A 24,385-nucleotide genomic window follows, 5' to 3' on the forward strand; every position below is an offset into this window, starting at 1 on the left:
GGGGGGCCCCCCCCCTTCCCCGCGGTGGGGGGGGGTGGGGTTGTCCGCCGCCCCCCCCCCCCCCCAACCCCCCCGACCCGACCCCTGCCAACCGCCCGGCCAGGGCTTACGCGTCCGGGCGGACCACCGCCTTGATCGGCATCGAGCCCGCGCCCGCCATCGTCACGTTGCGGCCGGGGCGTGGGGCGTGGACCATCGCGCCGTCGCCGACGTACATCCCGACGTGGCTCGCGTCGTCGAAGTAGACGATCAGATCGCCCGGGCGCATGTCCTTGAGCGCGACCTTCGGCAGCAGCCGCAGCTGCTCCTGCGACGTGCGCGGGATGCCCCTGCCCGCCGCCAGCCACGCCTGCGACGTCAGTCCCGAGCAGTCGTACGAACCGGGTCCCACGGCGCCCCAGACGTACGGCTTCCCTATCTGGGCGGTGGCGAACCGCACGGCCCGCTGCCCGGCTTCCGTCGCCGAGCCCTTGACGTCCTTCATCGCGCCCGTCGACAGCCACGCCGTCTGGGCCTTGTACTGCGCTTCCTGCTCCAGCTGGAGGAGGCGGGCCTTCTCCTCGGCCTCCAGCTTGTTCTCCAGGTCCTCCGCCGCCTTGATCTTCTCCTCGACCTGCTTCTTCGCGGCTTCCTGCTTGACCCGGTTCTCCTCCAGCTTCTGCCAGACCGCGCCCGCGTCCTTCGCGTACCGCTCCAAGTCGGCCTGGGTGCGGTTCAGTTCGGAGAGGAGGTCCGTCGTGGCCTTCTCGCCCTGCCGCAACCGTCCCGCCCCGTCGAGGTACTGGCCGGGGCTGTCGCTCAACGCCAGCGTCGCGCCCGGCGGCAGGCCGCCCGAGCGGTACTGGGCGCGAGCGGCGGCGCCCGCGCGGTCCTTCAGGCCGGTGATCCGGTCCTGGCCCGCCACCACCAGCTTGGCAATCTCGACGATCCGCTCGGACTGCGCCTTGGCCTCGCTCTCGGCGAGGTTGTACGCGTCCGTGGCGGTGCCGGCCTGGCGGTAGAGGTCCTCTATTTCCTTGCGGATCTGGTCGAGGGATTTCTCCCCCGCCACACGTGGGGCCGACGGGGACGGCGGAGGGGTCGGTGCCGCGTGCGCGATGCCCGCCGCGAGCCCGGGTGCCGTCAGTATCGCCATCGCGCACAGCAGCGTGAGAGCGGATACTCCCTGCCGTCGCGACGCTTGCTTCGCGGTCCCCATGGCTCCCCCAGGTGCCCCGAGCCAGAACCGACATCACCCGACATCAGATCTGACTATTCATCAGTAACTTGTCACTGCCTCCGGGATGGTGCCACGACTCGGTGAAATCCGACACCCTTCCGAGGACCCCCCGATCATCACCGCCCACGTCCCGCCCACCCCTGACGACTCAACGGGCGGCTTCCGACACCGGTTCCCCGCCCCCCGAGGTTCACCCTGCCGGGCGCAACGCCTCCCAGCGCACCGTCAGTTCTCCCTGCCGCCACCGCCCCGGCCCGTCCGCCAGCGGCCAGTCCCCGGCCAGCGCCCGCGCCGTCCGGATCCAGCGCTGCCGCGCCCCGTACGAGGCGTACGGCGCCGCCGCCGCCCACGCGCGGTCGAAGTCGCGCAGGAAGGCGTACACCGGCTCGCCCGGCACGTTCCGGTGGATCAGCGCCTTCGGCAGCCGCTCCGCCAGGTCCGAGGGGCGCTCCAGGGAGCCCAGCCGGGTCGCGAACGTCACCGTGCGCGCCCCCTCGCGCCCCAGTGCGACCCATACGTGCCGCCGGCCGATCTCGTCGCAGGTCCCCTCCACCAGCAACCCGCCCGGCGCCAGCCGCGCGCACAGCCGCTGCCACACCTCCGCGACCTGCTCCTCGTCGTACTGGCGCAGTACGTTCGCTGCGCGGATCAGCAAGGGGCGCTCCCCGCCGTCCAGTGGCACCTCGAAGCCGCCGTGCCGGAAGCTCAGCCCCTCCCGCTCGTACGGCTTCGCCCCCGCCACCCGCGCGGGCTCGATCTCGATCCCGACCACCCGCACCGCCGGCGCCGCCGTCCGCAACCGCGCCAGCAGCTCGACCGCCGTCCAGGGGGCGGCCCCGTAGCCGAGGTCCACCGCGACCGGTGCGTCCGCGCGCCGCAGCGCGGCCCCGTGCGTCGCGGCGATCCAGCGGTCCATGCGGCGCAGCCGGTTCGGGTTGGTGGTCCCGCGCGTCACCGTCCCCACCGGCCGGCCGGTGGGCCGCGAAGACGGCTGCGGGGGCTGCGGAGTGTTGCGGGAGACCATGCGCCGAGCGTATGCGCAGGGCACGCGCAAGCTAAAAATCCGGCAAACCGAGGGGTAATTTCCCGGCCCCGGAATGCGGGGCACGGCCGTGCGGGTTGCACTCCTTGCAGGGCGCCGACCGCGCTCCTGCCGTTGTGTCGTCGTCCCGGCGGTCGTCCGTGCCCCGTGCGAGCCGCGCGTCCGTGCGGGCCGTGCCCGTCCGGGCCGCGTCCGTGCGAGCCGCGTCCGTCCGGGCCCGTCCGTCCGGGCCGCGTGCGAGCGAGTCGTCCGAGCGAGAGGAACTGCTCCCTTGAGTCAGTACGTGTCCCGTCTCGGCGGCAGTATCAGCGGCCGCATCGCCGCCGCCCGCGGTACCCGCCACGACCCGCCCCGGCTGCGCCTGCCGGCCGTCGGCCACCACCGCAAGCCGCGCCGCGTGGCCATGCTCAGCGTGCACACCTCACCGCTGCACCAGCCCGGGACCGGCGACGCCGGCGGCATGAACGTCTACATCGTCGAGCTCGCCAAGCGCCTCGCCGCGATCAACATCGAGGTCGAGATCTTCACGCGCGCGACCACCGGCGGCCTGCCGCCCACGGTCGAACTCGCCCCGGGCGTCCTCGTACGCCACGTGGACGCGGGCCCGTACGAAGGCCTCGCCAAGGAGGAGCTCCCGGCCCAGCTGTGCGCCTTCACCCACGGCGTCATGCAGGCGTGGGCCGGCCACCGCGCCGGCTACTACGACCTCGTCCACTCCCACTACTGGCTCTCCGGCCACGTCGGCTGGCTCGCCGCCGAGCGCTGGGGCGTGCCGCTCGTCCACGCCATGCACACCATGGCCAAGGTCAAGAACGCGGCGCTGGCCGAGGGCGACACCCCCGAGCCCGCCGCCCGCGTCATCGGCGAGACCCAGATCGTGGCCGCCGCCGACCGCCTCATCGCGAACACCGCCGAGGAGGCCGACGAGCTCGTACGCCACTACGAGGCCGACTCCGGCAAGGTGGCCGTCGTCCACCCCGGCGTCAACCTCGACCGCTTCACCGTCGGCGACGGCCGGGCCGCCGCCCGCGCCCGCCTCGGCCTGCCGCAGGACGCCGTGATCCCGCTCTTCGCGGGCCGGATCCAGCCCCTGAAGGCCCCCGACATCCTGCTGCGCGCGGTCGCCGAGCTGGTGGACCGCGACCCGTCGATGCGCCGCCGCCTCTTCGTCCCCGTCGTCGGCGGCCCCAGCGGCAGCGGCCTCGCCAAGCCCGAGCAGCTGCAGAAGCTCGCCGCGAAGCTCGGCATCACCGACCTCGTGCACTTCCACCCGCCGGTGGGCCAGGACCAGCTCGCCGACTGGTTCCGGGCGGCGTCCGTGCTGGTCATGCCGTCCTACAGCGAGTCCTTCGGGCTCGTCGCCATAGAGGCCCAGGCCGCCGGCACGCCCGTGCTGGCCGCCGAGGTCGGCGGGCTGCCCGTCGCCGTCAACGACGGGACGACGGGGATCCTCGTACCCGGCCACGACCCGGTGGACTACGCGCGCGAGCTGCGGCGCTTCGTCGACGATCCCGCGCTCACGGCCCGCATGGGCGACGCGGCCGCGCGTCACGCCCAGTTCTTCGGCTGGGACACCGCCGCGAGCGGCACGGCCGACGTCTACACCGCGGCCATGCATGATCACCGCCGTCGCGTACGCTCCCACCATGGCTGACGCTGACACCGCCGCGATCATCGAGAGCGTCCTGACCGGCGCCGAGCTGAGCTGGGAGAGCCCCGAGCCGGGCTCGTACGTCGTCCAGCTCCCCGGCACCCGCAAGCTGAGCACCACCTGCTCGCTCCGGGCCGGACGGCACTCGCTCTCGGTCAACGCCTTCGTCATCCGCCACCCCGACGAGAACGAGGCGGGCGTCCACCGCTGGCTGCTGGAGCGCAACCTCAAGCTGTACGGGATGGCCTACGCGGTCGACCCGCTCGGCGACATCTACCTGACGGCCCGCCTCCCGCTGTCCGTGGTCACCCCGGACGACCTCGACCGCCTGCTCGGCACGGTCCTGGAGGCGGCGGACGGCGCGTTCAACACCCTGCTGGAGCTGGGCTTCGCGGGCGCGATCCGGCGCGAGTACGAGTGGCGCGTCTCGCGCGGCGAACCGACCTTCAACCTGGACGCGTTCAAGCACCTGACCCGCCCGGCCTGACCCCGGTCGTCACCCGGCGGTCGTCATCCCCCGGTCGTCACCCCTGGGCGGCCGCCGCGAGCGGCGCGGGCACGGGCGCGGCAGCGGAACCCCCCGTACCCGCAGCCGTACCCGTACCGGCGTCGTCGCCGGAGAGCCCCCGCATCAGCAGCCAGTACCCCACCGCCGCCAGCGTGCCCAGGACGCCCGTGGCCCCCCACAGCCAGTTCGCTCCCAGCCGGTCGATCACGAAACCCGCCATCAGCGGCGCCACCAGCGAGGCCACCGCCCACGACATCGTGTACATCCCCTGGTAGCGCCCCCGCCCGTGCACCGGCGACAGCCGTACCACCAGTCCCATCTGGGTCGGCGAGTTCACGATCTCCGCCAGCGTCCACACGCACACCGTCAGCGCGTACGCCCACAGCGGCCCGGCGAAGGCCGTCATCGCGAACCCGTACCCGGCCAGCAGCGCCGAGACCACCAGCAGCTTCTGCGGGTCCCGGTGCTCGATGAACCGCGTCACCGGGATCTGGAGCACCACGATCAGCACCCCGTTCGCCGCGATGGCCAGCCCGTAGTCCGCGGCCGAGAACCCGGCCGCGCCCATCGCCACCGGCAGGCCCACCGAGCCCTGCGTGAAGATCAGCGAGATGAGGAACGACAGCCCGACGACCCCCATGAACCGGCCGTCCCGCAGCACGGTCCCCAGCCCGACCTCCGGCCCGGCCTCCGCGATCTCGGCGGCGTCCTTCACCGGCCGCGACTCCGGCAGCTTCACGTACACCAGCACCGCGCAGACCAGCGTCAGCGCCGCCTCGCCCAGGAACCCGGCCAGGTAGCTGTACTCCGCCACCAGCCCCGCCACCATCGCGCTGATCGCGAAGCCGAGGTTGATGGCCCAGTAGTTGAGCGCGAAGGCCCGTACGCGGTCCTCCGGCCGGACGATGTCCGCCATCATCGCCGACACCGCCGGCCGCGAGGCGTTGGACGTCATACCGACCAGCAGGGCCACCGCCGCGATGGCCGCCGGGTGCTCCATGAACCCCAGCAGCGCCACCGAGAAGGCGGTCGAGGCCTGCGCCGCGAGCAGCGTCGGCCGCCGCCCCAGCCGGTCGGTCATCACCCCAGCCACGAGCGAGGAGATGACCCCGCCGAGCCCGTGCAGAGCGACCACCAGCCCCGCGAAGGAGGCCGAGTAGCCCCGGTCCAGGGTCAGGTACAAGGTCATGAAGGTGGCGACGAAGGCCCCGAGCCGGTTGACCAGCGTGCTTGCCCACAGCCACCAGAACGCGCGCGGCAGACCCGACACGCTCTCCCGGGCGGCCCGTCTCAGACTCTCAACGGACATAAGGAATCCCCCCGGGCGTGTAAGCGTCGATCTTGCACTGCGCACGTTACGAGGGGTGCCGCAGGGACGCTACTCAATTGACGCCGACCGTCAATCGGCGCCGCGCGCGAGCGCCCCGAGGCGTCCATTAGGCTCGTACGCATGGCCGACGCACCGTACAAGCTGATCCTCCTCCGTCACGGCGAGAGCGAGTGGAACGCGAAGAACCTGTTCACCGGCTGGGTGGACGTCAACCTCAACGAAAAGGGCGAGAAGGAGGCGGTCCGCGGCGGTGAGCTGCTCAAGGACGCCGGCCTGCTCCCCGACGTCGTGCACACCTCGCTCCAGAAGCGCGCGATCCGCACCGCGCAGATGGCGCTCGAGGCCGCCGACCGTCACTGGATCCCGGTCCACCGCTCCTGGCGCCTGAACGAGCGCCACTACGGCGCCCTCCAGGGCAAGGACAAGGCCCAGACGCTCGCCGAGTTCGGCGAGGAGCAGTTCATGCTGTGGCGCCGTTCCTACGACACCCCGCCGCCGGCCCTCGAGGACGGCACCGAGTGGTCGCAGTCCGACGACCCGCGCTACGCGACGATCCCGCCGGAGCTGCGTCCCCGCACCGAGTGCCTCAAGGACGTCGTCGTCCGCATGCTGCCGTACTGGTACGACGCCATCGTCCCGGACCTGCTGGCCGGCCGCACGGTCCTGGTCGCCGCGCACGGCAACTCCCTGCGCGCCCTGGTCAAGCACCTGGACGGCATCTCCGACGCCGACATCGCGGGCCTCAACATCCCGACCGGCATCCCGCTCGCCTACGAGCTGGACGCCGACTTCAAGCCCCTCACCCCGGGCGGCACCTACCTCGACCCGGACGCCGCGGCGGCCGCCATCGAGGCCGTCAAGAACCAGGGCAAGAAGAAGTAAGAAGAGCGATCACGCCCCCGACCTGCGCACGCGGCGCAGATCGGGGGCATTCGTTTGCCCTGGGCCCGCTGTGGGCCCTCAGCGCGGGATGCCCCGGGCCGGAAGGACTCAGCGCTTGAGCGTGAAGGTGAAGTCGCCCGAGAGCCTGCCGCTCAGGCGGACTGTCGACACGAGGTTCCCCTCGGCGAGCAGTCTCTCGGCCTCGGCTCGTGAAAAGCCGAAACCTTCGGCGATCAGTCGCACCGGCCGCACGGGTATCCGCGCCGCGAAGCGGACCGAGACCTCGATCGCCTCACCCTCCGGCTGATGCGGCTGATGCGGCTGATGCGGCTGATCCGGCGCGCCGCTGTCGAGGCGCCAGGCGTTGTCCCAGTCGAGGGCGATGCGATTGCGGCGCCGTACGACCGGGTCCTGGAGCAGTTCGGCTGCCAGGCCGGGGTCGTTGTCGTGCAGCAGGTTCAGGAGCTCGGGTTGTACGGAACGCACGTTCATCCGCTCCAGGACAGTGAGCTTGGTGGTGTCCCCGCACTCGGCGCACAGTGCGAGGAGCCAGGCGTCGAGGAGCTTGTGGTTCGCGTTGACGCGGAATTTGCCGTTCGCCCGGAAGCGCCCGGAGGCGCACCTGTGGCAACGGCGGAGAACTATCGGCAGGCAGGTGGGCACGACCACCCAGCTTTTGGACACAGAAATACACCGGTTCCAGTGAGAAGACCGCAGCGAAAAGGAGCGCGGCGCACATGTGCGACGCGCGACGGATCAGCGCTCGGGGGGTCTCACTTGGTGTACAACGGCACGTCCTTGACAGGGCGATTGTGGGCGGGAGAACGGTAACGGCACACGGGAGTAGGGCTCGACTGATTTTCGGGCGGGGGCTGGCCCTCCGAGGGCCACCGAGGACGACGGACAACGGCGAAACACGACCATCCGCCGACAGGTCGGTCAGCGTGCGCGGCCCTCTGACCAGGGGCAGGAGGCGGGCCCGTCAGCCCAGGGCAAGAAGTAACCCCGGAGCACGTCAACCCCCGTTCGCGCCGCGTCGCGGGCGGGGGTTTTTTTATCCGGCAGACGGGGGAAATGCGGCGCTGCGTGCGGGAGGTGTGTGCCGGGTGGCCCTAAGTTCCGATCGCTGAGGCAGGCGGAACAAGGAGAGGTCACATGAGGCATTTCAGTCGGTACGCGGTAGTGCTCGCGGGGGCAGTGGCGCTGGCCGCGTTCGGGGTCGCACCCGCCCAGGCGGACGGGCCGGTTCTCTCGATCCTTGGTCCGGCGGCGCCCGGGGACGGGCCGAGGGTCAATCTCCTCGGCTTCTCGGTCCTGTCCCTCACCACGGGCACGGCCACCGTCAAGCAGGCCGTGACCGCGCCGGTGGCTCCCGCCGCCTCGGCCGCGCGGGTGAGGGCGGCCGGCGCGAACTGAGGAACTGAGACAGCGCGGCACGCGAACAGGGCCCCGTCCGAGGATCGGACGGGGCCCCGCGCGTGTCGAGTCGGTGGGCGGTGTCAGCCGCCGCACTGGCAGGGGGCGCCGGCCTGGCAGCCGCAGCCGCAGCCGGAGCCGCAGCCGCAGGCCGCGAGCAGCGGCAGGCGCAGCGGCTCCGGCCTGGACTGCGCCTGTTCCTGCTCCGGGGTGACGGGGACGGGGGAATCGGGCATGGACCCTCCTCGTGGGCGCACGTCGTCGTCGTGCCTTCGCCCTCATTCATGCCCAGCCACACCGGCGCGTCAACGGCGCATTGAGGCAGGAGGGGTCAGGAAGGGTCAGGAAGGGTCCGGACGGGTCAGACGCCCTCGGCCGGCGTCGGGTGCTGGAGCTCGTCAGCGTGCTCGCCCGTCACCAGGTACACGACGCGCTTCGCCACCGACACCGCGTGGTCCGCGAACCGCTCGTAGTAGCGGCCCAGCAGGGTCACGTCCACCGCCGTCTCGATGCCGTGCTGCCAGCGGTCGTCCATCAGGTGCTGGAACAGCGTGCGGTGCAGCTGGTCCATCTCGTCGTCGTCCTGCTCCAGCTGGAGCGCCAGGTCGACGTCCTTCGTGATGATGACCTCGGCCGCCTTCGCCATCAGGCGCTGCGCCAGCTGTCCCATCTCCAGCATGGTGGCGTGCAGGTCCCGCGGCACCGCCGTGTCCGGGAAGCGCAGTCGCGCCAGCTTCGCCACGTGCTGCGCGAGGTCTCCGCTGCGCTCCAGGTCGGCGCTCATCCGCAGCGAGGTCACGACGATGCGCAGGTCGGTGGCGACCGGCTGCTGCCGGGCCAGCAGCGCGATGGCGCGCGCCTCCAGGTCGTGCTGGAGGTCGTCGACCTTCTGGTCGGCGGCGATGACGCTCTCCGCCAGCTTCAGGTCGGCGTCGAGCATGGAGGTGGTGGCCCGCCCGATCGCGGAACCGACGAGCCGGGCCATCTCGACCAGGCTTTCTCCGATCGAGTCCAGTTCCTCGTGGTACGCGTCCCGCATGGTGTCCCTCTCTCGCCTGCTGCTGCCTACTCGCCTGCTGCGTGGCCTCTTGCCCCACGTTGACACGTTCGGCCGCCAACGCGTCGGACTCCGGCACCACAAGTGAATCAACCCCGTCGCCAGGGTGAACTCTGGGCGACGACTGTTCGAGGTGCCACCCGAACGGCTGTGGAAGTGTCGTCGTGCCTGCTTAACCTGGATCCATGGACGTGAACGCGGCGGTCGCCGCAGCTGCAGCGATCGCCGGTCTTTGCACCGGTGTGATCGCCATGCTGGCGTTCCGCTGGAGCGAGCGCGACCAGGCCCGCCCCACCCGGAGCTCCATGCGCCCCGACATCAATGCGGTGCTCCCGCCAGGCGTGGACACCGTACTTTCCGTCCTCCGTTCCTCCGCCGTCGTCCTGGACGAGGGCGACGCGGTGGTCAAGGCCAGCTCGGCGGCGTACGCCCTCGGTCTGGTCCGAGGCGGAAAACTCGCCGTGGAGCCCATGCTCCACATGGCCCGCGACACCCGCCGCGACGGGGAGATACGCCAGGTCGAACTGGACCTGCCCCGGCGCGGCACGGGCCGCGGCGAGGCCCTCGCGGTCTCCGCCCGAGTCGCCCCGCTCGGCTCCCGCCTGGTGCTCCTCCTGGTCGAGGACCTCACCGAGGCGCGCCGCATCGAGGCCGTACGCCGTGACTTCGTCGCGAACGTGTCGCACGAGCTCAAGACCCCGGTCGGGGCGATCTCCCTGCTCTCCGAGGCGGTCATGGACGCCTGCGACGACCCCGAGGCGGTCAGCCGCTTCGCGGGCCGGATGCAGATCGAGTCGACCCGCCTGATCAACCTCGTACAGGAGCTCATCGACCTCTCCCGGGTACAGAACGACGACCCGCTGGAGGACGCCGAGCCGGTACGGGTGGACACGCTCGTGGCGGAGGCCATGGACCGCTGCCGCCACACCGCGAGCTCCAAGCAGATCACCATGGCCGCCGGAGGCACCGCCGACCTGCGAGTCTGGGGGAACCGCGGCCAGCTGGCCGCCGCCCTCGGCAACCTGGTGGAGAACGCCGTCAACTACAGTCCCGCCCGCACCCGCGTCGGCATCGCCGCGCGCCGGGTGACCGCGCCGGGTGGAAACTTGATCGAGATAGCCGTGACCGACCAGGGCATCGGCATCCCGGAAAAGGACCGCGAGCGCATCTTCGAGCGCTTCTACCGCGTGGATCCGGCCCGCTCCCGCGCCACAGGCGGAACCGGGCTCGGCCTCGCGATCGTGAAGCACGTCGCGGCCTCGCACGGCGGGGAGGTGTCGGTATGGAGCTCGGAGGGCCAGGGCTCCACGTTCACCCTGCGACTCCCCGAGGCAGCCGCGCCGGCCCAGGCGACGGCACACGCACCCGCCCGACCCCTGCACGAACCAGAAACAGTCATCCCTGCCCCGGAGGTCCTTCCGTGACCCGTGTGCTCGTCGTAGAGGATGAGGAATCCTTCAGCGACGCCTTGTCCTACATGCTCCGCAAGGAAGGCTTCGAGGTCGCGATCGCCGCGACGGGGCCCGACGGGCTCGACGAGTTCGAGCGCAACGGCGCCGACCTCGTCCTCCTCGACCTGATGCTGCCCGGCCTGCCGGGCACCGAGGTCTGCCGGCAGCTGCGGGGCCGCTCCAACGTCCCCGTGATCATGGTGACCGCCAAGGACAGCGAGATCGACAAGGTCGTGGGCCTGGAGATAGGAGCCGACGACTACGTCACCAAGCCCTTCTCCTCCCGGGAGCTGGTCGCCCGCATCCGCGCGGTCCTGCGCCGCCGCGGGGAGCCGGAGGAGGTCACCCCCGCGGCCCTGGAGGCGGGCCCGGTACGGATGGACGTGGACCGGCACGTGGTCACCGTCGCGGGCGGCAAGGTGGACCTCCCGCTGAAGGAGTTCGACCTGCTGGAGATGCTGCTGCGCAACGCGGGCCGCGTGCTGACCCGTATGCAGCTGATCGACCGGGTGTGGGGCGCGGACTACGTCGGCGACACCAAGACCCTGGACGTCCACGTCAAGCGCCTGCGCGCCAAGATCGAGCCGGATCCCGGTGCGCCGCGTTATCTGGTGACGGTGCGTGGTCTGGGTTACAAGTTCGAGCCGTAAGCCGGCGGTGTTCGTGCGCTCCCACGGCCGGTCGGAGGCCGGCGCAGCGCCTCGAAGCCGGTGCGGCCCCCTGGGCCGTGCCGCGCGAGCGGCGCACGGGGGAGGAGTTCGAGCCGTAAGCCGGCGGTGTGTGGTGAGTGAATAGGGAAGGCCCCCAGCCAGTGCGGCTGGGGGCCTTCCTTGTGGCGCTACGGGCCTCAGTGGCCGGCGGCGTGCGAGGCGGAGCCCGACGGCTTGCCCGCCGGGGTGCCGGAGGCACCGGCCGAGGGGCTGCCGGACGCCGAGCCCGACGGCGAACCGGACGGCTTGCCCGCCGGGGTGCCTGAGGGGCCGGCCGAGGGGGTGCCCGCCGGGGAGGCCGCGGCGCTCGGGGCGACCGTCGGGCCGTACTCCGCGTACATGCCCGCGGCCGGGACGACGAAGGCGTCGAGCGGGACGTCGCCGGTGCTGCTCAGCTGGAAGACGACCTTCTGCGCGTCGCCGTCGACGATGCCGCCGCCCTCGATGAGGGCGGAGGCGTTGTCCTTGCCGCCCAGCAGCACGGAGCCGCCGGCGGGCACGGTGATCTTGCCCGAGCCCCCGGCGGGCTTCAGGGTCACCTTGGCCTTGCCACCCGGCAGGGTGATCCCGTCCAGGGTCTGCGGCTTGTCGCCGGAGTTGAAGACCGTCGCCGAGATGGCGGCCGGGCCCTTCTTGTCCTTCTCGCCCGGGGTGATCACGAGCGCGTTCTGGATCTTGATGTCGCCCTTGGTGGCAGCGGCGTTGTCCGGCCTGATCTGGAGAGTCTGCGCGTCGTTGCCCGCGCCGCACGCGGCGAGCGAGGCGATCGAGAACACGACGGCAGAAGCGGCGAGGGCGCCGCGTCGAAGGCTGCGGCTCACGGCGGCGGCAACTCCTAGGACGTACGGACGGGCGGGTGGACGCTCGGGACGGCCGAGGTAAAGCCGCCCTAAGGGTGTGTCAGCGCGCTTAGGTTACCGAGCCGCCGCCCTGCCCCCGCACCCGACCCTCCGCAGCGCGCGCCCCGCCCTGAGCCGGTCCCGCGATCTTCCATTCCCATATCGCCCGTAGATCACCGGTAGATCACCCGTAGAGGGGTCGCGGATCCGGCCGTAGATCGTCCGCGGACCGCTCCAGTGATCAATTTCAGGATTCCCCCGGACGCGGCCCCTTGATCAATTCCGGGATTGGGCCGGAACCGCGCCGTACGGGTGGCCGCCAGTCGAACGGAGTACTTCGGTTTCCCGCATCTGAAACCGGCAAAACGGGACGTACGTCACTCTCGCGGACGGACCCGCCGGGTGTAGCGTGGCCGTTTCGCCTGGTCCGCACAGCGCCTCCGACCTGCGAATACCCCCTTCCGGAAGCCCTTCGCAGCACGTTCGTATCGCTGTTGTCAAGCCCCGAGATGTGCCCTGACCTGCGAAAACGCCATTCATAACAGTCCGTTCTCGTGTTACCCTTGATAGCCACGGAAGGGGTACCTGTCACATGACGTTCAAGGTTGGCGACACCGTGGTCTATCCCCATCACGGGGCCGCGCTGATCGAGGCCATTGAGACTCGCCAGATCAAAGGCGTGGACAAGACCTACTTGGTGCTCAAGGTTGCCCAGGGTGACCTGACGGTACGCGTGCCTGCGGACAATGCAGAGTTCGTCGGCGTTCGCGACGTAGTCGGCCAGGACGGGCTGGACCGGGTCTTCGAGGTGCTTCGCGCACCGTATGCAGAAGAGCCGACGAACTGGTCCCGGCGCTACAAGGCAAATCTGGAGAAGCTCGCTTCTGGCGATGTCATCAAGGTCGCCGAAGTGGTGCGTGACCTGTGGCGTCGTGAGCGTGAGCGTGGGCTTTCCGCCGGTGAGAAGCGGATGCTCGCGAAGGCGCGCCAGATTCTCGTGAGCGAGCTCGCGCTCGCGGAGAACACGAACGAGGACAAGGCCGAGGCCCTCCTCGACGAGGTACTCGCGTCCTGACGCGAAGCCCCGTTCACCACGCAGTGTTCACAGTTGTGCCGCGGTGCCCGATGACAAGCCCTCTCCTCCACGAGAGGGCTGTTGCCGGGCGCTGCGGCATGTCTGGTTACATCCCTTTTTCCTGGTGTACCGGGTCCGGGCAGCCTGCTCGACCGGTCGTCACGGAAGGGGCGAGGGCGTCGCACCCGGCACCCTTCAGGCCATACCCATGTCGGCCGAAGTCACAAACCTGGCTCGGAGCTACTGATGTCTGACGAATCGCGCCCCCACCGCACCGCCGCCGTGATCCCGGCCGCCGGCCGCGGCGTACGCCTCGGCCCCGGAGCCCCCAAGGCCCTGCGGACCCTCGGCGGGACGCCGATGCTCATCCACGCCGTCCGCGCCATGGCCCGCTCCCGCGCGGTGTCCCTCGTCGTGGTCGTCGCGCCCTCCGACGGGGTCGCCGAGGTGCGGCACATGCTGGACGAGCACGCGCTGCCCGAGCGCACGGAGATCATGGTCGTCCCCGGCGGGGAGACCCGCCAGGCGTCCGTGCGCGCCGGCCTGGACGCGCTCCCGCAGGACATCACCGCCGTACTGATCCACGACGCCGCCCGCCCGCTGGTCCCCGTCGACACCGTGGACGCGGTCGTCGAGGCGGTACGCGACGGCGCCCCGGCCGTGGTGCCGGCGATGCCGCTGGCCGACACGGTCAAGGAGGTCGAGCCCGGCAGGCCCGGCGAGCCCGAACCGGTCGTCGCCACGCCCGAGCGGGCGCGGCTGCGCGCCGTGCAGACCCCGCAGGGCTTCGACCTCGCCACGCTGCTGCGCGCGCACGAGAAGATCGCCGTCAACGGTGAGGGCGCGACCGACGACGCCGGGATGGTGGAACGGCTCGGGGTCACCGTCGTGGCCGTCCCGGGCCACGAAGAGGCCTTCAAGGTCACCCGCCCGCTCGACCTGGTCCTCGCCGAGGCCGTTCTCGCCCGCAGGAGGGCCACCGATGCCTATTAGCTCCGCTGGTTCCGCGGGTTCTCCCGGCCGGGCCCGGTCCGCTGACGCGGCTGCCGCCGCCGGGTCCACCGGGCCCGCCGCCCAGGCCGGTCCTGTCGGCGCGGCCGGCGCCGCTCCGTCCGCCGGGGCGGCTGGGAACGCCGGGTCTGCCGGACCTGCCGACGCGGCCGGACCTGCCGACGCGGCCGGAGGCATCACGTCCGCCGGTCCTGTGGGCCCGGTCGTGATGCCGCTCGTCGGCGTGGGGACCGATGTGCATGCCTTCGAGGCCGGGCGGGAGCTGTGGTGCGCCGGGCTGTTGTGGGAGGGGGAGGACGGGCTCGCCGGGCATTCCGACGGGGACGTCGCCGCCCACGCCGCCTGCGACGCGCTCTTCTCGGCCGCCGGTGTCGGCGACCTCGGCGCGCACTTCGGCACGTCCCGCCCCGAGTGGTCCGGCGCCGCCGGCGTCACCCTGCTGGCGGAAGCCGCCCGCATCGTCCGCGCCGAGGGCTTCGAGATCGGCAACGTCGCGATCCAGGTGATCGGCGTACGCCCGAAGATCGGCAAGCGGCGCGAAGAAGCGCAGAAGGAGCTCTCCGCCGCCGTGGGCGCCCCCGTCTCCGTCTCCGGCACCACCACCGACGGCCTCGGTCTGACCGGCCGGGCCGAGGGGCTCGCCGCCATCGCCACCGCCCTCGTCTACCGGACGGCGACGTCCCAGGGGGGGTGACCCGGGAAAAACACCCGTACGGGACCTCGTACGACCCCCGACCGCACCGCTTCGGCGGCAAACCCACCCCCCGGGTCCCGAAAGGGTCGCGGGGCACTGCTAGAGGCGCACTACCCTGGATGCCGTGACTATTCGCCTGTACGACACCAGCGCCCGGCAGATCCGTGACTTCACCCCGATCGTTCCGGGCTGCGTCTCGATCTACCTCTGTGGCGCGACCGTGCAGGCCGCACCGCACATCGGGCACATCAGGTCGGGCCTCAACTTCGACATGATGCGGCGCTGGTTCGCGTACCGCGGCTACGACGTGACCTTCATCCGCAACGTCACGGACATCGACGACAAGATCATCGCGAAGTCCGCCGAGCAGCGGCGCCCCTGGTGGTCCATCGGCTACGAGAACGAGCGCGCCTTCAACGACGGCTACGACGTCCTCGGCTGCCTCCCGCCCACCTACGAGCCGCGCGCGACCGGACACGTCACCGAGATGGTCGAGATGATGCGCGGCCTGATCGAACGGGGCCACGCCTACGAGTCCGAGGGCAACGTCTACTTCGACGTGAAGTCGTTCCCCGGCTACCTCTCGCTCTCCGGCCAGGAGCTGGACAACATCCGCCAGCCCGAGAGCACCGGCGAGACCGGCAAGCGCGACGCCCGCGACTTCGCCATGTGGAAGTCCGTCAAGCCCGGCGAGCCCTCCTGGGAGACGCCGTGGGGCCGCGGCCGTCCCGGCTGGCACCTCGAATGCTCCGCCATGGCGCACAAGTACCTCGGCGAGGCCTTCGACATCCACGGCGGCGGCCTGGACCTGGTCTTCCCGCACCACGAGAACGAGATCGCCCAGGCCAAGGCCTACGGCGACAACTTCGCGTCGTACTGGGTCCACAACGCCTGGGTCACCATGGCCGGCGAGAAGATGTCCAAGTCCCTCGGCAACTCGGTGCTCGTCTCCGAGATGGTCAAGCAGTGGCGCCCGATCGTCCTGCGCTACTACCTCGGCACCCCGCACTACCGGTCGATGATCGAGTACAGCGAGGAGGCGCTGCGCGAGGCCGAGTCGGCCTTCGCGCGGATCGAGGGCTTCTACCAGCGCGTGATCGAGAAGGCCGGCGGCACCGTCGAGGCGGCGGCCGAGGTGCCGCCCGCCTTCGCCGAGGCGATGGACGACGACCTGGGCGTCCCGCAGGCGCTGGCCATCGTCCACACCACCGTCCGCCAGGGCAACAGCGCGCTCGCCGCCGACGACAAGGACGCGGCCATCGCGCGTCTGTCGGAGGTGCGCGCCATGCTGGACGTCCTGGGCCTGGACCCGCTCGACCCGCACTGGGCCGGCGAGAGCGACCGCGGCGAAGAGCTCCACGGCGCGGTGGACACCCTCGTACGCCTCGTCCTCGAACAGCGCGAGTCCGCCCGGGCCCGTAAGGACTGGGCGACCGCCGACGCCATCCGCGACCAGCTCCAGCAGTCCGGCCTGGTCGTCGAGGACAGCCCGACGGGCCCGCGCTGGACGCTCGGCCCCCGCTGAGCCCCGGCCGCTGAACTTGGTGTGCCGCCCGGACCTCCGGGCGGGACACTCTTCATACGTACATACCGCAGCATCAACGAAAACAGGTAGAAGTCATGGCCGGGAACAGCCAGCGCAGGAATCGCCGCACGTCCAACAAGAAGGGCGCGACGGTCGGCAGCGGTGGCCAGCGGCGCAGGGGTCTGGAAGGCAAGGGCCCGACGCCCAAGGCCGAGGACCGCAAGAAGCACAAGGCGAACCGCATCAGCAACGCGATGGCCCGTCAGGCCGCCAAGCGCCGCCCGGCCCCGCGCCGCGGCGGTGCCAAGGGCACCAGCGAGATGGTCGTCGGCCGCAACCCGGTCTTCGAGGCGCTGCGCGACGGAGTCCCGGCCACCACGCTCTACGTCCAGCAGTTCATCGACAACGACGAGCGCGTCCGCGAGGCCCTCCAGCTCGCGGCCGAGCGCGGCAACATCAACCTGATGGAAGCCCCGCGCCCCGAGCTCGACCGGATGACCAACGGGCTCAACCACCAGGGCATGGTCCTCCAGGTCCCGCCGTACGAGTACGCGGACCCGCAGGACCTCACCGCCGCCGCGTACGACAACGGCGAGGACCCGCTGATCGTCGCCCTCGACGGCGTCACCGACCCGCGCAACCTCGGCGCGATCGTCCGCTCCGTCTCCGCCTTCGGCGGCCACGGCGTGGTCGTACCCGAGCGCCGCGCCGCCGGCATGACCGCCGGCGCCTGGAAGAGCTCGGCCGGCACCGCCGCCCGTACCCCGGTCTCGCGCGTGACGAACCTGACGCGCGCGCTCCAGGACTACAAGAAGGCGGGCATCACCATCGTCGGCCTCGCCGCCGAGGGCACGCACACCGTCAACGACCTGGACGCGCTCGGCGGCCCGGTCGTCATCGTCGTCGGCTCCGAGGGCAAGGGCCTCGGCCGCCTCGTCGGCGAGAACTGCGACTACCTCGTCCGCATCCCGATGCCGGGCGGCGCCGAGTCGCTCAACGCCGGTGTCGCCGCGGGCGTCGTGCTCTACGAGGCCGCCCGCCGCCGCGCCGTGGCCGGCCGCGTCTGATCCGCGTCTGATCCGTGTCCGGTCCGCGTCCGGTCCGCGCCTGATCCATTCGGCTCACGGAAAGTGACCCGTGAGCGTGTCACCCCGCCCGTTTTGGGCGGGGTGACTTGATCTTGACGGGTCTCGGACAGATCCCTGATGTCAAGGCAGTGTCCTAAACACTGATCACTCGGTTAGATGAGTGTGGACACCAGAACGTCAGGGTTCGACGACCAGCCCGCGCTGAGCATGGTCAAGGTGCCGTGCGACCCCGCACAGGTCATCGTCAACCACGCCAGCTTCCGCGTGCGGCTCGCACCGAGCCCGAGCGCGCGTTCCAAGCCCGCGAATGCCCCGGGCCGCGCACCGCTGCTCGGCGCCGCCGTGGTCGCCGCCGCCGGAGCGGGCCGCCGCAGATCCCCCGTCGTCTGGAGCGGCAAATCCGCCCCCGGCGACGGCGCCGCCATGGGCGGGCTCCTCCAGGCCGTACGCGAGGCCGGGCGCGGCCCCGACGAGTACGACGGCGGCGCCACCCAGGTCATCCCCCGCGTGGACCTGGCCCACGACCTCGCCGACGACACCCTCGCCACGCCGGCCGTCATCGGCCAGCAGCGCACCTACGGCGACCCGGACGAGACCCGCCCGCTGGCGGCCGTACGGGACCTGCCGCGCGAGGCGTACGAGCCGTACGAAGGGCCGTACGGCGGCGGCGGCGCGTCCGGCGCCGACAGCCGCCGGGCCGGCGACACGCGCGGCCAGGCCTCCTACTACCCCGGCCGCCGGATGAACCTCGGTGTCGTGCTGCTCCCGCTGCGCGTCTTCCTCGGCTTCATCTCCATCTACGCCGGCATGGGCAAGCTGTGCGACCCCGTCTACTTCGACGGCGGCGAACGCGGCTCCATGGTCACCTGGCTCCAGACCCTGCAGCCCTGGGCGCTGGCCGAGCCGCTGCGCGACTTCGCGCTGGCGCACCCGGTCGGAGCCGGGCTCAGCGTGGCGTTCCTCCAGGTCATCGTGGGCGTGCTGACGGTCTTCGGGCTGTGGCAGCGGTTCGCCGCCTGCATCGGCGCGCTGCTGTCCGCCGCGCTGCTGATGACGGTGAGCTGGAAGACCGTCCCCGCCTACGACGCGCCCGACATCATCTACCTCGCCGCCTGGAGCCCGCTGATCATCGCGGGCGCGCCGGTGTACTCCCTCGACGGGCGGCTCGCGGGCGAGGCCTGGCGCACGCTCGGCCCGCGCTCCGAGATCTGGCGGCTGCGCCGGCGCGTCCTGCGGCGCGGGGCCGTCATGGCCACCGTCGTGTGCGGGCTCACCCTGCTCGTCGGGTCGCTCCTCGGCGGGGCCGTCCGCTCCACCACCGTCGTCACCGTGCCCGGCCCCGGCGAGGCTCCGAGCAACTACCTGCCCGGCAGCCCGCTGCCGCAGGCGCCCTCCAAGCAGCCGGAACCGGCGCGGCAGCAGCCCTCGAAGCAGGCCTCGCCCTCGGCCGCAGCCTCCGAGCCGGCCGCGACGCCGGGCCGCACCAGCACCGGGACCGCCCGGGAGACCACCGGTACCGGCTCGGGGGCGCCCAGCGCCACCAGGAGCGGCACCGGCGCCACCCAGGCCCCCAAGAGCAGTACGCCGCGCCAGTCCAGCCCGCAGCGGCCCCCGGCCACGTCCTCGAGCAGCGGCGGCGGGGACACCCCGACCAAGAAGCCCGGCCTGGTCGGCGGCCTGCTGGGCTGACCGCACCGCACCCTCACGAGGTACAGGGGCCCGGCGCGCAGGAGCGTGCCGGGCCCTTCCGCATGCCGGGGCACGGGGAGACGTAGCGGATCCCGCCACGTGCCGGGGGCTCAGACGGCGTTCTGCGCGGCCAACTCCCCTGCGGCCTCGGTCAGATCCTTCACGGTGTCGATGGCCCGCCAGTAGGCCCCCTGGGGCAGCGGGAAGCCCGCCAGGCGGCGCTCACGGGCCAGACGCGGGAACGTGGTGCGCTCGTGGTCGCCCACGTCGGGGAGCAGCGCGGCGAATTCGGGGCTGAAGACGTACACCCCGGCGTTGATCAGATAAGGCGACGGTGGCGCCTCGATGAAGTCCAGGATGTGCCCGAACTCGTCGGTCTCCACCGCCCCCCAGGGGATCCGCGGCCGGGCCAGGGCCAGCGTGGCCGTCGCCCCCCGCTCCTCGTGGAAGGCGGCCATCTCGCGCAGCGGGAAACGGGTCCACACGTCGCCGTTGGTCGCGTACCAGGGCCGGTCCCCGTGCGGGAGGTGCCGGGCGGCGTGTTTGAGTCCGCCGCCGCGCCCCAGCGGCTCCTCCTCGACCACGGTGGTCACGCGCAGCGGCAGCGGAGCCCCGGCCAGCCACTCCTGGAGCACCTCGGCGAGATGCCCGCAGGAGACCACGGCGTCCGTGACCCCCTCGGCGGCCAGCCACGCGAGCTGGTGCCCGATGATCGGCAGCCCCGTCCCCGGGATCTCGACCATCGGCTTCGGCCGGTCGTCCGTATACGGCCGCAGCCGCGCACCCTGGCCGCCCGCCAGGACGACCGCCTGGGTGGGCGCCTGGGTGGGCGAGGCCGGGAACGCGGCCGCGCGGTAGGTGGATTGAGGTGGTCCGGGGGGAACGTCGGTCATGGCCGCCAGCGTAGGGACGGCCCGGCCGCCGCGGTGCGGGACGCGGCGCGCGCCCGATGCGTCACCCCATCGAGGCGACGCCGGCCGCGTACGAGGTGTCGCACACGGGGCGCGCGAAGGACTGGGCCTTGGTGGGTCCGTAGACGTCGACGGCGGCCCGGCCCAGCGCCCGCGCGATGCCCACGCAGTGCTCGGCGAGCGAGGGCCGCCGGTTCACCTCCTGCTGGAGGTGCGTGAGGACGGCACCCGGCTCCTGGCCCTGCTGTAGTTCGCCGAGCAGCCTGTCGCGCAGCACTTCGTGCGCGGCGCGCGGCTTCGCGGGGACGGAGACGTCCTCGGCGGAGGCGGTCAGGATCTGGGACGGGGTGTTGTCCGCCCAGGGGACCATGGTGACCGCGAGGGTCCCGGACAGGACCAGGACGACGGGCAGGACCAGGGCGAGGGAACGGCCGATACGGCGGGCAGTGTGGGTCACGAGGGCGAGAGTAGCGCTCGGTGAAGATTTGGCGACATTCAGTCACCCGGTCGGGGGACGGTTCGAGGTGACTTTTCGAATCAAGGGTTGACGAGTGCGGCCGAATGGCCCGGTCTGCCGGGGTTTTCACGTGGCGCCGGATCCAACTGCCGGGGAAGGGGCGCCCCTTGGCGGGACGCCCCTTCCCCGGTGGTGCCGTCAGCCGGAGAGGCGGGCACCGGAGGACGTCGAGAACACGTGGATCTCGTCGGCGCGCGGCACCACGTGCAGGGTCGAGCCCTTCTCCGGCACCTGGCGGCCGCCCACGCGGACCACGATGTCCTGGCCCTTCTCGCCGCCGGCCGAGGCGGTGCCGTAGACGTAGCCGTCGGCGCCCAGTTCCTCGACGACGTTCACGGTGATGGTCAGGCCGCCCGTGTCGCCGACGTCGAAGTGCTCGGGACGGACGCCGACCGTGACGGTGCTGTCGCCCGCGTCGGCGGCGGCGGACAGCGCCTCGCGCGAGACGGGCACGACGCTGGCACCGAACTTCACGCCGCCGTCGGTGATCGGGACCTCGACCAGGTTCATGGCGGGGGAGCCGATGAAGCCGGCGACGAATAGGTTCGCGGGGCGGTCGTACATGTTGCGCGGAGTGTCGACCTGCTGGAGCAGACCGTCCTTGAGGACCGCCACCCGGTCGCCCATGGTCATGGCCTCGACCTGGTCGTGCGTGACGTACACGGTGGTGATGCCGAGGTCGCGCTGGAGCGCCGCGATCTGGGTGCGCGTGGAGACGCGGAGCTTGGCGTCGAGGTTCGACAGCGGCTCGTCCATGAGGAAGACCTGCGGCTTGCGCACGATGGCACGGCCCATGGCGACGCGCTGGCGCTGGCCGCCGGAGAGCGCCTTCGGCTTGCGGTCGAGGTACTCGGTGAGGTCCAGCATCTTCGCCGCCTCCTCCACCTTGCGGCGGATGGTGGCCTTGTCCTCGCCGGCGATCTTGAGCGCGAAGCCCATGTTGTCGGCGACGGACATGTGCGGGTAGAGCGCGTAGTTCTGGAACACCATCGCGATGTCCCGGTCCTTGGGCGGCAGGTGCGTGACGTCGCGCTCGCCGATGCGGATGGAACCGCCGTTGACGTCCTCCAGGCCCGCGAGCATGCGCAGGGAGGTGGACTTGCCGCAGCCGGAGGGGCCGACGAGGACGAGGAACTCGCCGTCCTCGATCTCCAGCTCCAGCTGGTCGACGGCGGGCTTGTCGCCGCCGGGGTACAGCCGGGTCGCCTTGTCGAAGGTGACAGAAGCCATGGTGATGGATCCCTTCTACCGGCAGGAACGTGCCGGACGATCCGAGTGGAAGGAGAATGGGTCTAGTCCAGTGACGGGACTTCCGCCCGACGCTACCGGGAACCGGGACTTCTGTCAGCACCCGGGCGGCCGCGATTGTCGGTGCGGGGTGGTTCCATGCGGGGCGTGAGCGTCTACGACATCCTCCCCGCCCTGCCCGACATCACCACCCTGCGCGACCGCTGCCGGGCGCTGGCCGTGCTGGAGGCGGTGATGGACTCCTCCTACGCCTACTTCACGTACGACGCGGCCTGGTCCGACACCGAGCAGTGCGCCCTCATGGAGAACGGCTCGGGCGACGACTACGCCATCGTCTTCTCCCCGGCGGGCGCCTACGCGCGCGGCTTCGCCCACGAGTCCTCGATGAGCCCGTACGGCGACGACGACATGGAGGTCTGGCCGGGGCTGGTGGACGCGGTGCCGGAGGTGTTCCGGCCGTACGTGACGGAGCCGGCGTTCTGCGACGACGACGGCGGGTGTCCGGTGCCGCGCGCGACGGTGGTGTTCTGGCGGGAGACGGGGGACGGGGCGTGGCGTACGGGCCCGGTGGAGTGCCCCGCCGACGACCCGTACGGCTACGCCGACGGCGCGGACGACCTCTTCGGGGTCCTGGTGGCCGGCACACCGGAGGCGTACCGCGACTTCGCCGAGGACTACCACGAGCGGCCCGTCGACATCGATGCCGTCCGCCACGTCTTCGCCCTCAACCCCCTCACGGAACCGGTGGTCAAGGCCTTGAATCCGGCGGCGGACCTGGCCGCCCTGGCGGGCGCGGTGTCCCGGATCGGATACCCGGCGGGGGACTGACCGTTCGGCGGGCGGATGGCGGTTCAATGTGATGGCTCGGGGAATCGGGCGCTGTGTAGAGTGATGGCGGCTCCGCGCGCAGCGGGTTTGCGGGTCGGGTCATGCCTCCTTAGCTCAGTCCGGCCAGAGCAACGCACTTGTAATGCGTAGGTCGTCGGTTCGAATCCGACAGGAGGCTCCATCCCAGGTCAGAGGCTTTTTGGCTCGGGGATTCGTAGAGAAGTGGCAGGCCCCGGGCGATCGCCCGGGGCCTTTTTGTGTGGGTCAGTGGCGGCCCGAGATGCGGTTGGCCAGGCGGGCCAGGGGGGTGGTCGTCGGGCGGTGGGTGGCCGTCTCCCGGCGGTCGGCCTCGCGGTAGGCGGCGTAGAGGGCCTGGACGCCGAGCCAGCGGAAGGGTTCCGGCTCCCAGCGGCGGACGCGGTGGTCGACCCAGGGGAGGGTCGTCAGCTCCGTGTCGTTCTCCAGGACCAGATCGCACAGGGTGCGGGCCGCGAGGTTGGCGGTGGCGACGCCGGAGCCGACGTAGCCGCCGGCCCAGCCGAGGCCCGTCGTGCGGTCCAGGGTGACGGTGGCGCACCAGTCGCGGGGGACGCCGAGGACGCCCGACCAGGCGTGGGTGATCTCCGTGCCGGTGAGCTGGGGGAAGAAGGACGTCAGGAGGGTGGTCAGGGCGGCGATGGTGGCGGGCTGGGTGCGTCCGTCGTGGTCCGTGCGCGAGCCGAAGCGGTACGGGATCCCGCGGCCGCCGATCGCGATGCGGTCGTCGGCGGTGCGCTGGGCGTACATGTAGGCGTGGGCCATGTCGCCGACCACCTCGTGCCCCGACCAGCCCAGCGCGGCCCAGGTCTCCGGGGACAGCGGGGCCGTGGCGATCATCGACGAGTTCATCGGCAGCCAGGTGCGCTTGTGTCCCTTGAGGGCGGCGGTGAAGCCCTCCGTGCAGCGCAGCACGTACGGGGCGCGGACCGTGCCGTAGGGGGTGAGGGCGCGGCGCGGGGCGACCTCGGTGACGGGGGTGGACTCGTGGATCACGACCCCGAGGCGTTCGCAGGCGGCGGCGAGGCCCTTGACGAGCTTCAGCGGGTGGATGCGGGCGCCGCGCGGGGTCCAGCTGGAGCCGACGGCGTCGGCGATGGCGATGCGGGCGCGGGTGGCGGGGGCGTCGTAGAACTCGCGGTCGCTCTCGCCGAAGCCGAGTTCGGCGGTGTGGAAGGCCTTGAGGCGGCTGAGCTGGGCGGGGGTGCGGGCGACTTCGAGGACGCCGCCGCGGTGGACGTCGGCGTCGATGCCCTCCTTGGCGGCGGTGTCGATGACCTCGGTGACGGTGTCGTTCATGGCCTGCTGGAGGCGGAGGGCGGCCCGGTGGCCGTGCAGGGCGGCGTAGCGGTCGCGGCCGGCGATGCCGTTGTAGAGCCAGCCGCCGTTGCGGCCGGAGGCGCCGTAGCCGCAGAACTTCTGCTCCAGGACGGTGACGCGGAGGTCGGGTGCGGACCGCTTGAGGTAGTAGGCGGTCCACAGGCCGGTGTAGCCACCGCCGACGATGACGACGTCGGCCGTGGCGTCGCCGGTGAGGGGGGCGCGCGGGGGCGGGGGGCCGGTGGTGTCCGTCGCGTACCAGAAGGAGATGCCGCCGTTGATCGTCATGGGGGAGTTGGTACAGGGGGTGTGCGGGGGTGTCCAGGGGCGGGCGTCTT

At 71.7% G+C, this 24,385-nt stretch carries 24 protein-coding genes and 1 tRNA gene; 14 read left to right on the forward strand and 11 right to left on the reverse strand.

Annotated elements, in window-relative coordinates:
* Window positions 1-106: 106 nt before the first annotated feature.
* Window positions 107-1,198 carry an NlpC/P60 family protein gene (locus ACWDYJ_RS15550; protein WP_451566057.1) on the reverse strand — a complete coding sequence of 364 codons (1,092 nt, stop codon included), beginning with the start codon at window positions 1,196-1,198 and terminating at the stop codon, window positions 107-109.
* Window positions 1,199-1,409: 211 nt separating this feature from the next.
* On the reverse strand, window positions 1,410-2,243 hold the full coding sequence (locus ACWDYJ_RS15555; RefSeq protein WP_451566058.1) for a class I SAM-dependent methyltransferase: 834 nt from the start codon (window positions 2,241-2,243) through the stop codon (window positions 1,410-1,412).
* 289 nt (window positions 2,244-2,532) lie between these two features.
* Between ACWDYJ_RS15555 and mshA the strand changes: the two genes are divergently transcribed.
* Together mshA and ACWDYJ_RS15565 are read left to right on the forward strand one after the other, a co-directional pair.
* Entirely contained in the window at window positions 2,533-3,915 is a 1,383-nt protein-coding gene (gene mshA / locus ACWDYJ_RS15560) for a D-inositol-3-phosphate glycosyltransferase (protein ID WP_451566059.1), read from the forward strand.
* The gene (locus ACWDYJ_RS15565) at window positions 3,908-4,399 is read left to right on the forward strand and encodes a YbjN domain-containing protein (protein ID WP_451566060.1); all 492 of its coding nucleotides are present in this window, start codon (window positions 3,908-3,910) and stop codon (window positions 4,397-4,399) included. The genes mshA and ACWDYJ_RS15565 overlap by 8 nt, the downstream gene beginning before the upstream one ends.
* A 37-nt stretch (window positions 4,400-4,436) precedes the next feature.
* On the opposite strand, the gene ACWDYJ_RS15570 is transcribed toward ACWDYJ_RS15565, so the two are convergent.
* On the reverse strand, window positions 4,437-5,729 hold the full coding sequence (locus ACWDYJ_RS15570) for an MDR family MFS transporter (RefSeq protein ID WP_451566061.1): 1,293 nt from the start codon (window positions 5,727-5,729) through the stop codon (window positions 4,437-4,439).
* Window positions 5,730-5,870: 141 nt separating this feature from the next.
* Between ACWDYJ_RS15570 and ACWDYJ_RS15575 the strand changes: the two genes are divergently transcribed.
* On the forward strand, window positions 5,871-6,632 hold the full coding sequence (locus ACWDYJ_RS15575) for a phosphoglyceromutase (RefSeq protein ID WP_451566062.1): 762 nt from the start codon (window positions 5,871-5,873) through the stop codon (window positions 6,630-6,632).
* A 108-nt stretch (window positions 6,633-6,740) separates the two neighbouring features.
* Here the strand turns inward: ACWDYJ_RS15575 and ACWDYJ_RS15580 are convergent, their stop codons facing one another.
* Entirely contained in the window at window positions 6,741-7,316 is a 576-nt protein-coding gene (locus ACWDYJ_RS15580) for a DUF1062 domain-containing protein (protein ID WP_451566063.1), read from the reverse strand.
* A gap of 471 nt (window positions 7,317-7,787) precedes the next feature.
* Between ACWDYJ_RS15580 and ACWDYJ_RS15585 the strand changes: the two genes are divergently transcribed.
* Complete coding sequence (locus ACWDYJ_RS15585) at window positions 7,788-8,048, forward strand: hypothetical protein (RefSeq protein WP_451566064.1); 261 nt, start codon at window positions 7,788-7,790, stop codon at window positions 8,046-8,048.
* A gap of 83 nt (window positions 8,049-8,131) precedes the next feature.
* Here the strand turns inward: ACWDYJ_RS15585 and ACWDYJ_RS15590 are convergent, their stop codons facing one another.
* Entirely contained in the window at window positions 8,132-8,284 is a 153-nt protein-coding gene (locus ACWDYJ_RS15590; protein WP_451566065.1) for a hypothetical protein, read from the reverse strand.
* Window positions 8,285-8,409: 125 nt separating this feature from the next.
* On the reverse strand, window positions 8,410-9,087 hold the full coding sequence (gene phoU / locus ACWDYJ_RS15595) for a phosphate signaling complex protein PhoU (RefSeq protein WP_451566066.1): 678 nt from the start codon (window positions 9,085-9,087) through the stop codon (window positions 8,410-8,412).
* A gap of 203 nt (window positions 9,088-9,290) precedes the next feature.
* On the opposite strand from phoU, the gene ACWDYJ_RS15600 reads away from it, so the two are divergent.
* Together ACWDYJ_RS15600 and ACWDYJ_RS15605 are read left to right on the forward strand one after the other, a co-directional pair.
* Entirely contained in the window at window positions 9,291-10,529 is a 1,239-nt protein-coding gene (locus ACWDYJ_RS15600; protein WP_451566067.1) for a sensor histidine kinase, read from the forward strand.
* Entirely contained in the window at window positions 10,526-11,206 is a 681-nt protein-coding gene (locus tag ACWDYJ_RS15605) for a response regulator transcription factor (RefSeq protein WP_030387286.1), read from the forward strand. Before ACWDYJ_RS15600 ends, ACWDYJ_RS15605 begins: the two co-directional genes overlap by 4 nt.
* A gap of 197 nt (window positions 11,207-11,403) precedes the next feature.
* On the opposite strand, the gene ACWDYJ_RS15610 is transcribed toward ACWDYJ_RS15605, so the two are convergent.
* Window positions 11,404-12,087 (reverse strand): DUF461 domain-containing protein, encoded by a 684-nt coding sequence (locus ACWDYJ_RS15610; RefSeq protein WP_451566068.1) that lies wholly within the window; start codon window positions 12,085-12,087, stop codon window positions 11,404-11,406.
* A 610-nt stretch (window positions 12,088-12,697) separates the two neighbouring features.
* Here ACWDYJ_RS15610 and ACWDYJ_RS15615 point away from each other — a divergent pair.
* The 6 genes from ACWDYJ_RS15615 to ACWDYJ_RS15640 all read left to right on the forward strand — a co-directional run bounded on the left by ACWDYJ_RS15615 (window position 12,698) and on the right by ACWDYJ_RS15640 (window position 19,187).
* Window positions 12,698-13,180 (forward strand): CarD family transcriptional regulator, encoded by a 483-nt coding sequence (locus tag ACWDYJ_RS15615; RefSeq protein WP_003953493.1) that lies wholly within the window; start codon window positions 12,698-12,700, stop codon window positions 13,178-13,180.
* 246 nt (window positions 13,181-13,426) lie between these two features.
* On the forward strand, window positions 13,427-14,173 hold the full coding sequence (gene ispD, locus ACWDYJ_RS15620) for a 2-C-methyl-D-erythritol 4-phosphate cytidylyltransferase (RefSeq protein ID WP_451566069.1): 747 nt from the start codon (window positions 13,427-13,429) through the stop codon (window positions 14,171-14,173).
* Between the two features lie 226 nt (window positions 14,174-14,399).
* Window positions 14,400-14,885: a 2-C-methyl-D-erythritol 2,4-cyclodiphosphate synthase gene (gene ispF / locus ACWDYJ_RS15625; protein ID WP_451566128.1), complete on the forward strand. Its 486-nt coding sequence runs from the start codon at window positions 14,400-14,402 to the stop codon at window positions 14,883-14,885.
* Between the two features lie 124 nt (window positions 14,886-15,009).
* Window positions 15,010-16,410: a cysteine--tRNA ligase gene (cysS, locus tag ACWDYJ_RS15630; RefSeq protein WP_451566070.1), complete on the forward strand. Its 1,401-nt coding sequence runs from the start codon at window positions 15,010-15,012 to the stop codon at window positions 16,408-16,410.
* Between the two features lie 95 nt (window positions 16,411-16,505).
* Window positions 16,506-17,477: a 23S rRNA (guanosine(2251)-2'-O)-methyltransferase RlmB gene (gene rlmB, locus ACWDYJ_RS15635; protein WP_451566071.1), complete on the forward strand. Its 972-nt coding sequence runs from the start codon at window positions 16,506-16,508 to the stop codon at window positions 17,475-17,477.
* A gap of 177 nt (window positions 17,478-17,654) precedes the next feature.
* Window positions 17,655-19,187, forward strand: a complete 1,533-nt coding sequence (locus tag ACWDYJ_RS15640) for a DoxX family membrane protein (protein WP_451566072.1) — start codon at window positions 17,655-17,657, stop codon at window positions 19,185-19,187.
* A 110-nt stretch (window positions 19,188-19,297) separates the two neighbouring features.
* On the opposite strand, the gene ACWDYJ_RS15645 is transcribed toward ACWDYJ_RS15640, so the two are convergent.
* The 3 genes from ACWDYJ_RS15645 to ACWDYJ_RS15655 form a co-directional block, all read right to left on the reverse strand.
* A complete protein-coding gene (locus ACWDYJ_RS15645; protein WP_451566073.1) occupies window positions 19,298-20,080 on the reverse strand; it encodes a nucleotidyltransferase family protein in 783 nt (260 codons plus the stop codon).
* A 61-nt stretch (window positions 20,081-20,141) separates the two neighbouring features.
* Window positions 20,142-20,555, reverse strand: a complete 414-nt coding sequence (locus tag ACWDYJ_RS15650) for a hypothetical protein (protein WP_451566074.1) — start codon at window positions 20,553-20,555, stop codon at window positions 20,142-20,144.
* 198 nt (window positions 20,556-20,753) lie between these two features.
* Window positions 20,754-21,845 carry an ABC transporter ATP-binding protein gene (locus ACWDYJ_RS15655; protein ID WP_451566075.1) on the reverse strand — a complete coding sequence of 364 codons (1,092 nt, stop codon included), beginning with the start codon at window positions 21,843-21,845 and terminating at the stop codon, window positions 20,754-20,756.
* Window positions 21,846-22,001: 156 nt separating this feature from the next.
* On the opposite strand from ACWDYJ_RS15655, the gene ACWDYJ_RS15660 reads away from it, so the two are divergent.
* Both ACWDYJ_RS15660 and ACWDYJ_RS15665 read left to right on the forward strand, forming a co-directional pair.
* Entirely contained in the window at window positions 22,002-22,691 is a 690-nt protein-coding gene (locus tag ACWDYJ_RS15660) for a hypothetical protein (protein ID WP_451566076.1), read from the forward strand.
* Between the two features lie 103 nt (window positions 22,692-22,794).
* Window positions 22,795-22,872: transfer RNA gene (locus ACWDYJ_RS15665), tRNA-Thr, on the forward strand.
* A gap of 83 nt (window positions 22,873-22,955) precedes the next feature.
* Here the strand turns inward: ACWDYJ_RS15665 and ACWDYJ_RS15670 are convergent.
* On the reverse strand, window positions 22,956-24,335 hold the full coding sequence (locus ACWDYJ_RS15670; protein WP_451566077.1) for an NAD(P)/FAD-dependent oxidoreductase: 1,380 nt from the start codon (window positions 24,333-24,335) through the stop codon (window positions 22,956-22,958).
* Window positions 24,336-24,385: the final 50 nt, after the last annotated feature.

Source organism: Streptomyces sp. NPDC003042 (assembly GCF_053591315.1).

Bases quoted from the DNA above. Each gene is read 5' to 3' on its own strand.
- ACWDYJ_RS15550 (WP_451566057.1), bottom strand. From the start codon at position 1,198: ATGGGGACCGCGAAGCAAGCGTCGCGACGGCAGGGAGTATCCGCTCTC.
- ACWDYJ_RS15555 (WP_451566058.1), bottom strand. From the start codon at position 2,243: ATGGTCTCCCGCAACACTCCGCAGCCCCCGCAGCCGTCTTCGCGGCCC.
- ACWDYJ_RS15565 (WP_451566060.1), top strand. From the start codon at position 3,908: ATGGCTGACGCTGACACCGCCGCGATCATCGAGAGCGTCCTGACCGGC.
- ACWDYJ_RS15570 (WP_451566061.1), bottom strand. From the start codon at position 5,729: ATGTCCGTTGAGAGTCTGAGACGGGCCGCCCGGGAGAGCGTGTCGGGT.
- ACWDYJ_RS15575 (WP_451566062.1), top strand. From the start codon at position 5,871: ATGGCCGACGCACCGTACAAGCTGATCCTCCTCCGTCACGGCGAGAGC.
- ACWDYJ_RS15585 (WP_451566064.1), top strand. From the start codon at position 7,788: ATGAGGCATTTCAGTCGGTACGCGGTAGTGCTCGCGGGGGCAGTGGCG.
- ACWDYJ_RS15590 (WP_451566065.1), bottom strand. From the start codon at position 8,284: ATGCCCGATTCCCCCGTCCCCGTCACCCCGGAGCAGGAACAGGCGCAG.
- phoU (WP_451566066.1), bottom strand. From the start codon at position 9,087: ATGCGGGACGCGTACCACGAGGAACTGGACTCGATCGGAGAAAGCCTG.
- ACWDYJ_RS15600 (WP_451566067.1), top strand. From the start codon at position 9,291: ATGGACGTGAACGCGGCGGTCGCCGCAGCTGCAGCGATCGCCGGTCTT.
- ACWDYJ_RS15615 (WP_003953493.1), top strand. From the start codon at position 12,698: ATGACGTTCAAGGTTGGCGACACCGTGGTCTATCCCCATCACGGGGCC.
- ispD (WP_451566069.1), top strand. From the start codon at position 13,427: ATGTCTGACGAATCGCGCCCCCACCGCACCGCCGCCGTGATCCCGGCC.
- ispF (WP_451566128.1), top strand. From the start codon at position 14,400: ATGCCGCTCGTCGGCGTGGGGACCGATGTGCATGCCTTCGAGGCCGGG.
- rlmB (WP_451566071.1), top strand. From the start codon at position 16,506: ATGGCCGGGAACAGCCAGCGCAGGAATCGCCGCACGTCCAACAAGAAG.
- ACWDYJ_RS15640 (WP_451566072.1), top strand. From the start codon at position 17,655: ATGAGTGTGGACACCAGAACGTCAGGGTTCGACGACCAGCCCGCGCTG.
- ACWDYJ_RS15645 (WP_451566073.1), bottom strand. From the start codon at position 20,080: ATGACCGACGTTCCCCCCGGACCACCTCAATCCACCTACCGCGCGGCC.
- ACWDYJ_RS15655 (WP_451566075.1), bottom strand. From the start codon at position 21,845: ATGGCTTCTGTCACCTTCGACAAGGCGACCCGGCTGTACCCCGGCGGC.
- ACWDYJ_RS15660 (WP_451566076.1), top strand. From the start codon at position 22,002: ATGCGGGGCGTGAGCGTCTACGACATCCTCCCCGCCCTGCCCGACATC.
- ACWDYJ_RS15670 (WP_451566077.1), bottom strand. From the start codon at position 24,335: ATGACGATCAACGGCGGCATCTCCTTCTGGTACGCGACGGACACCACC.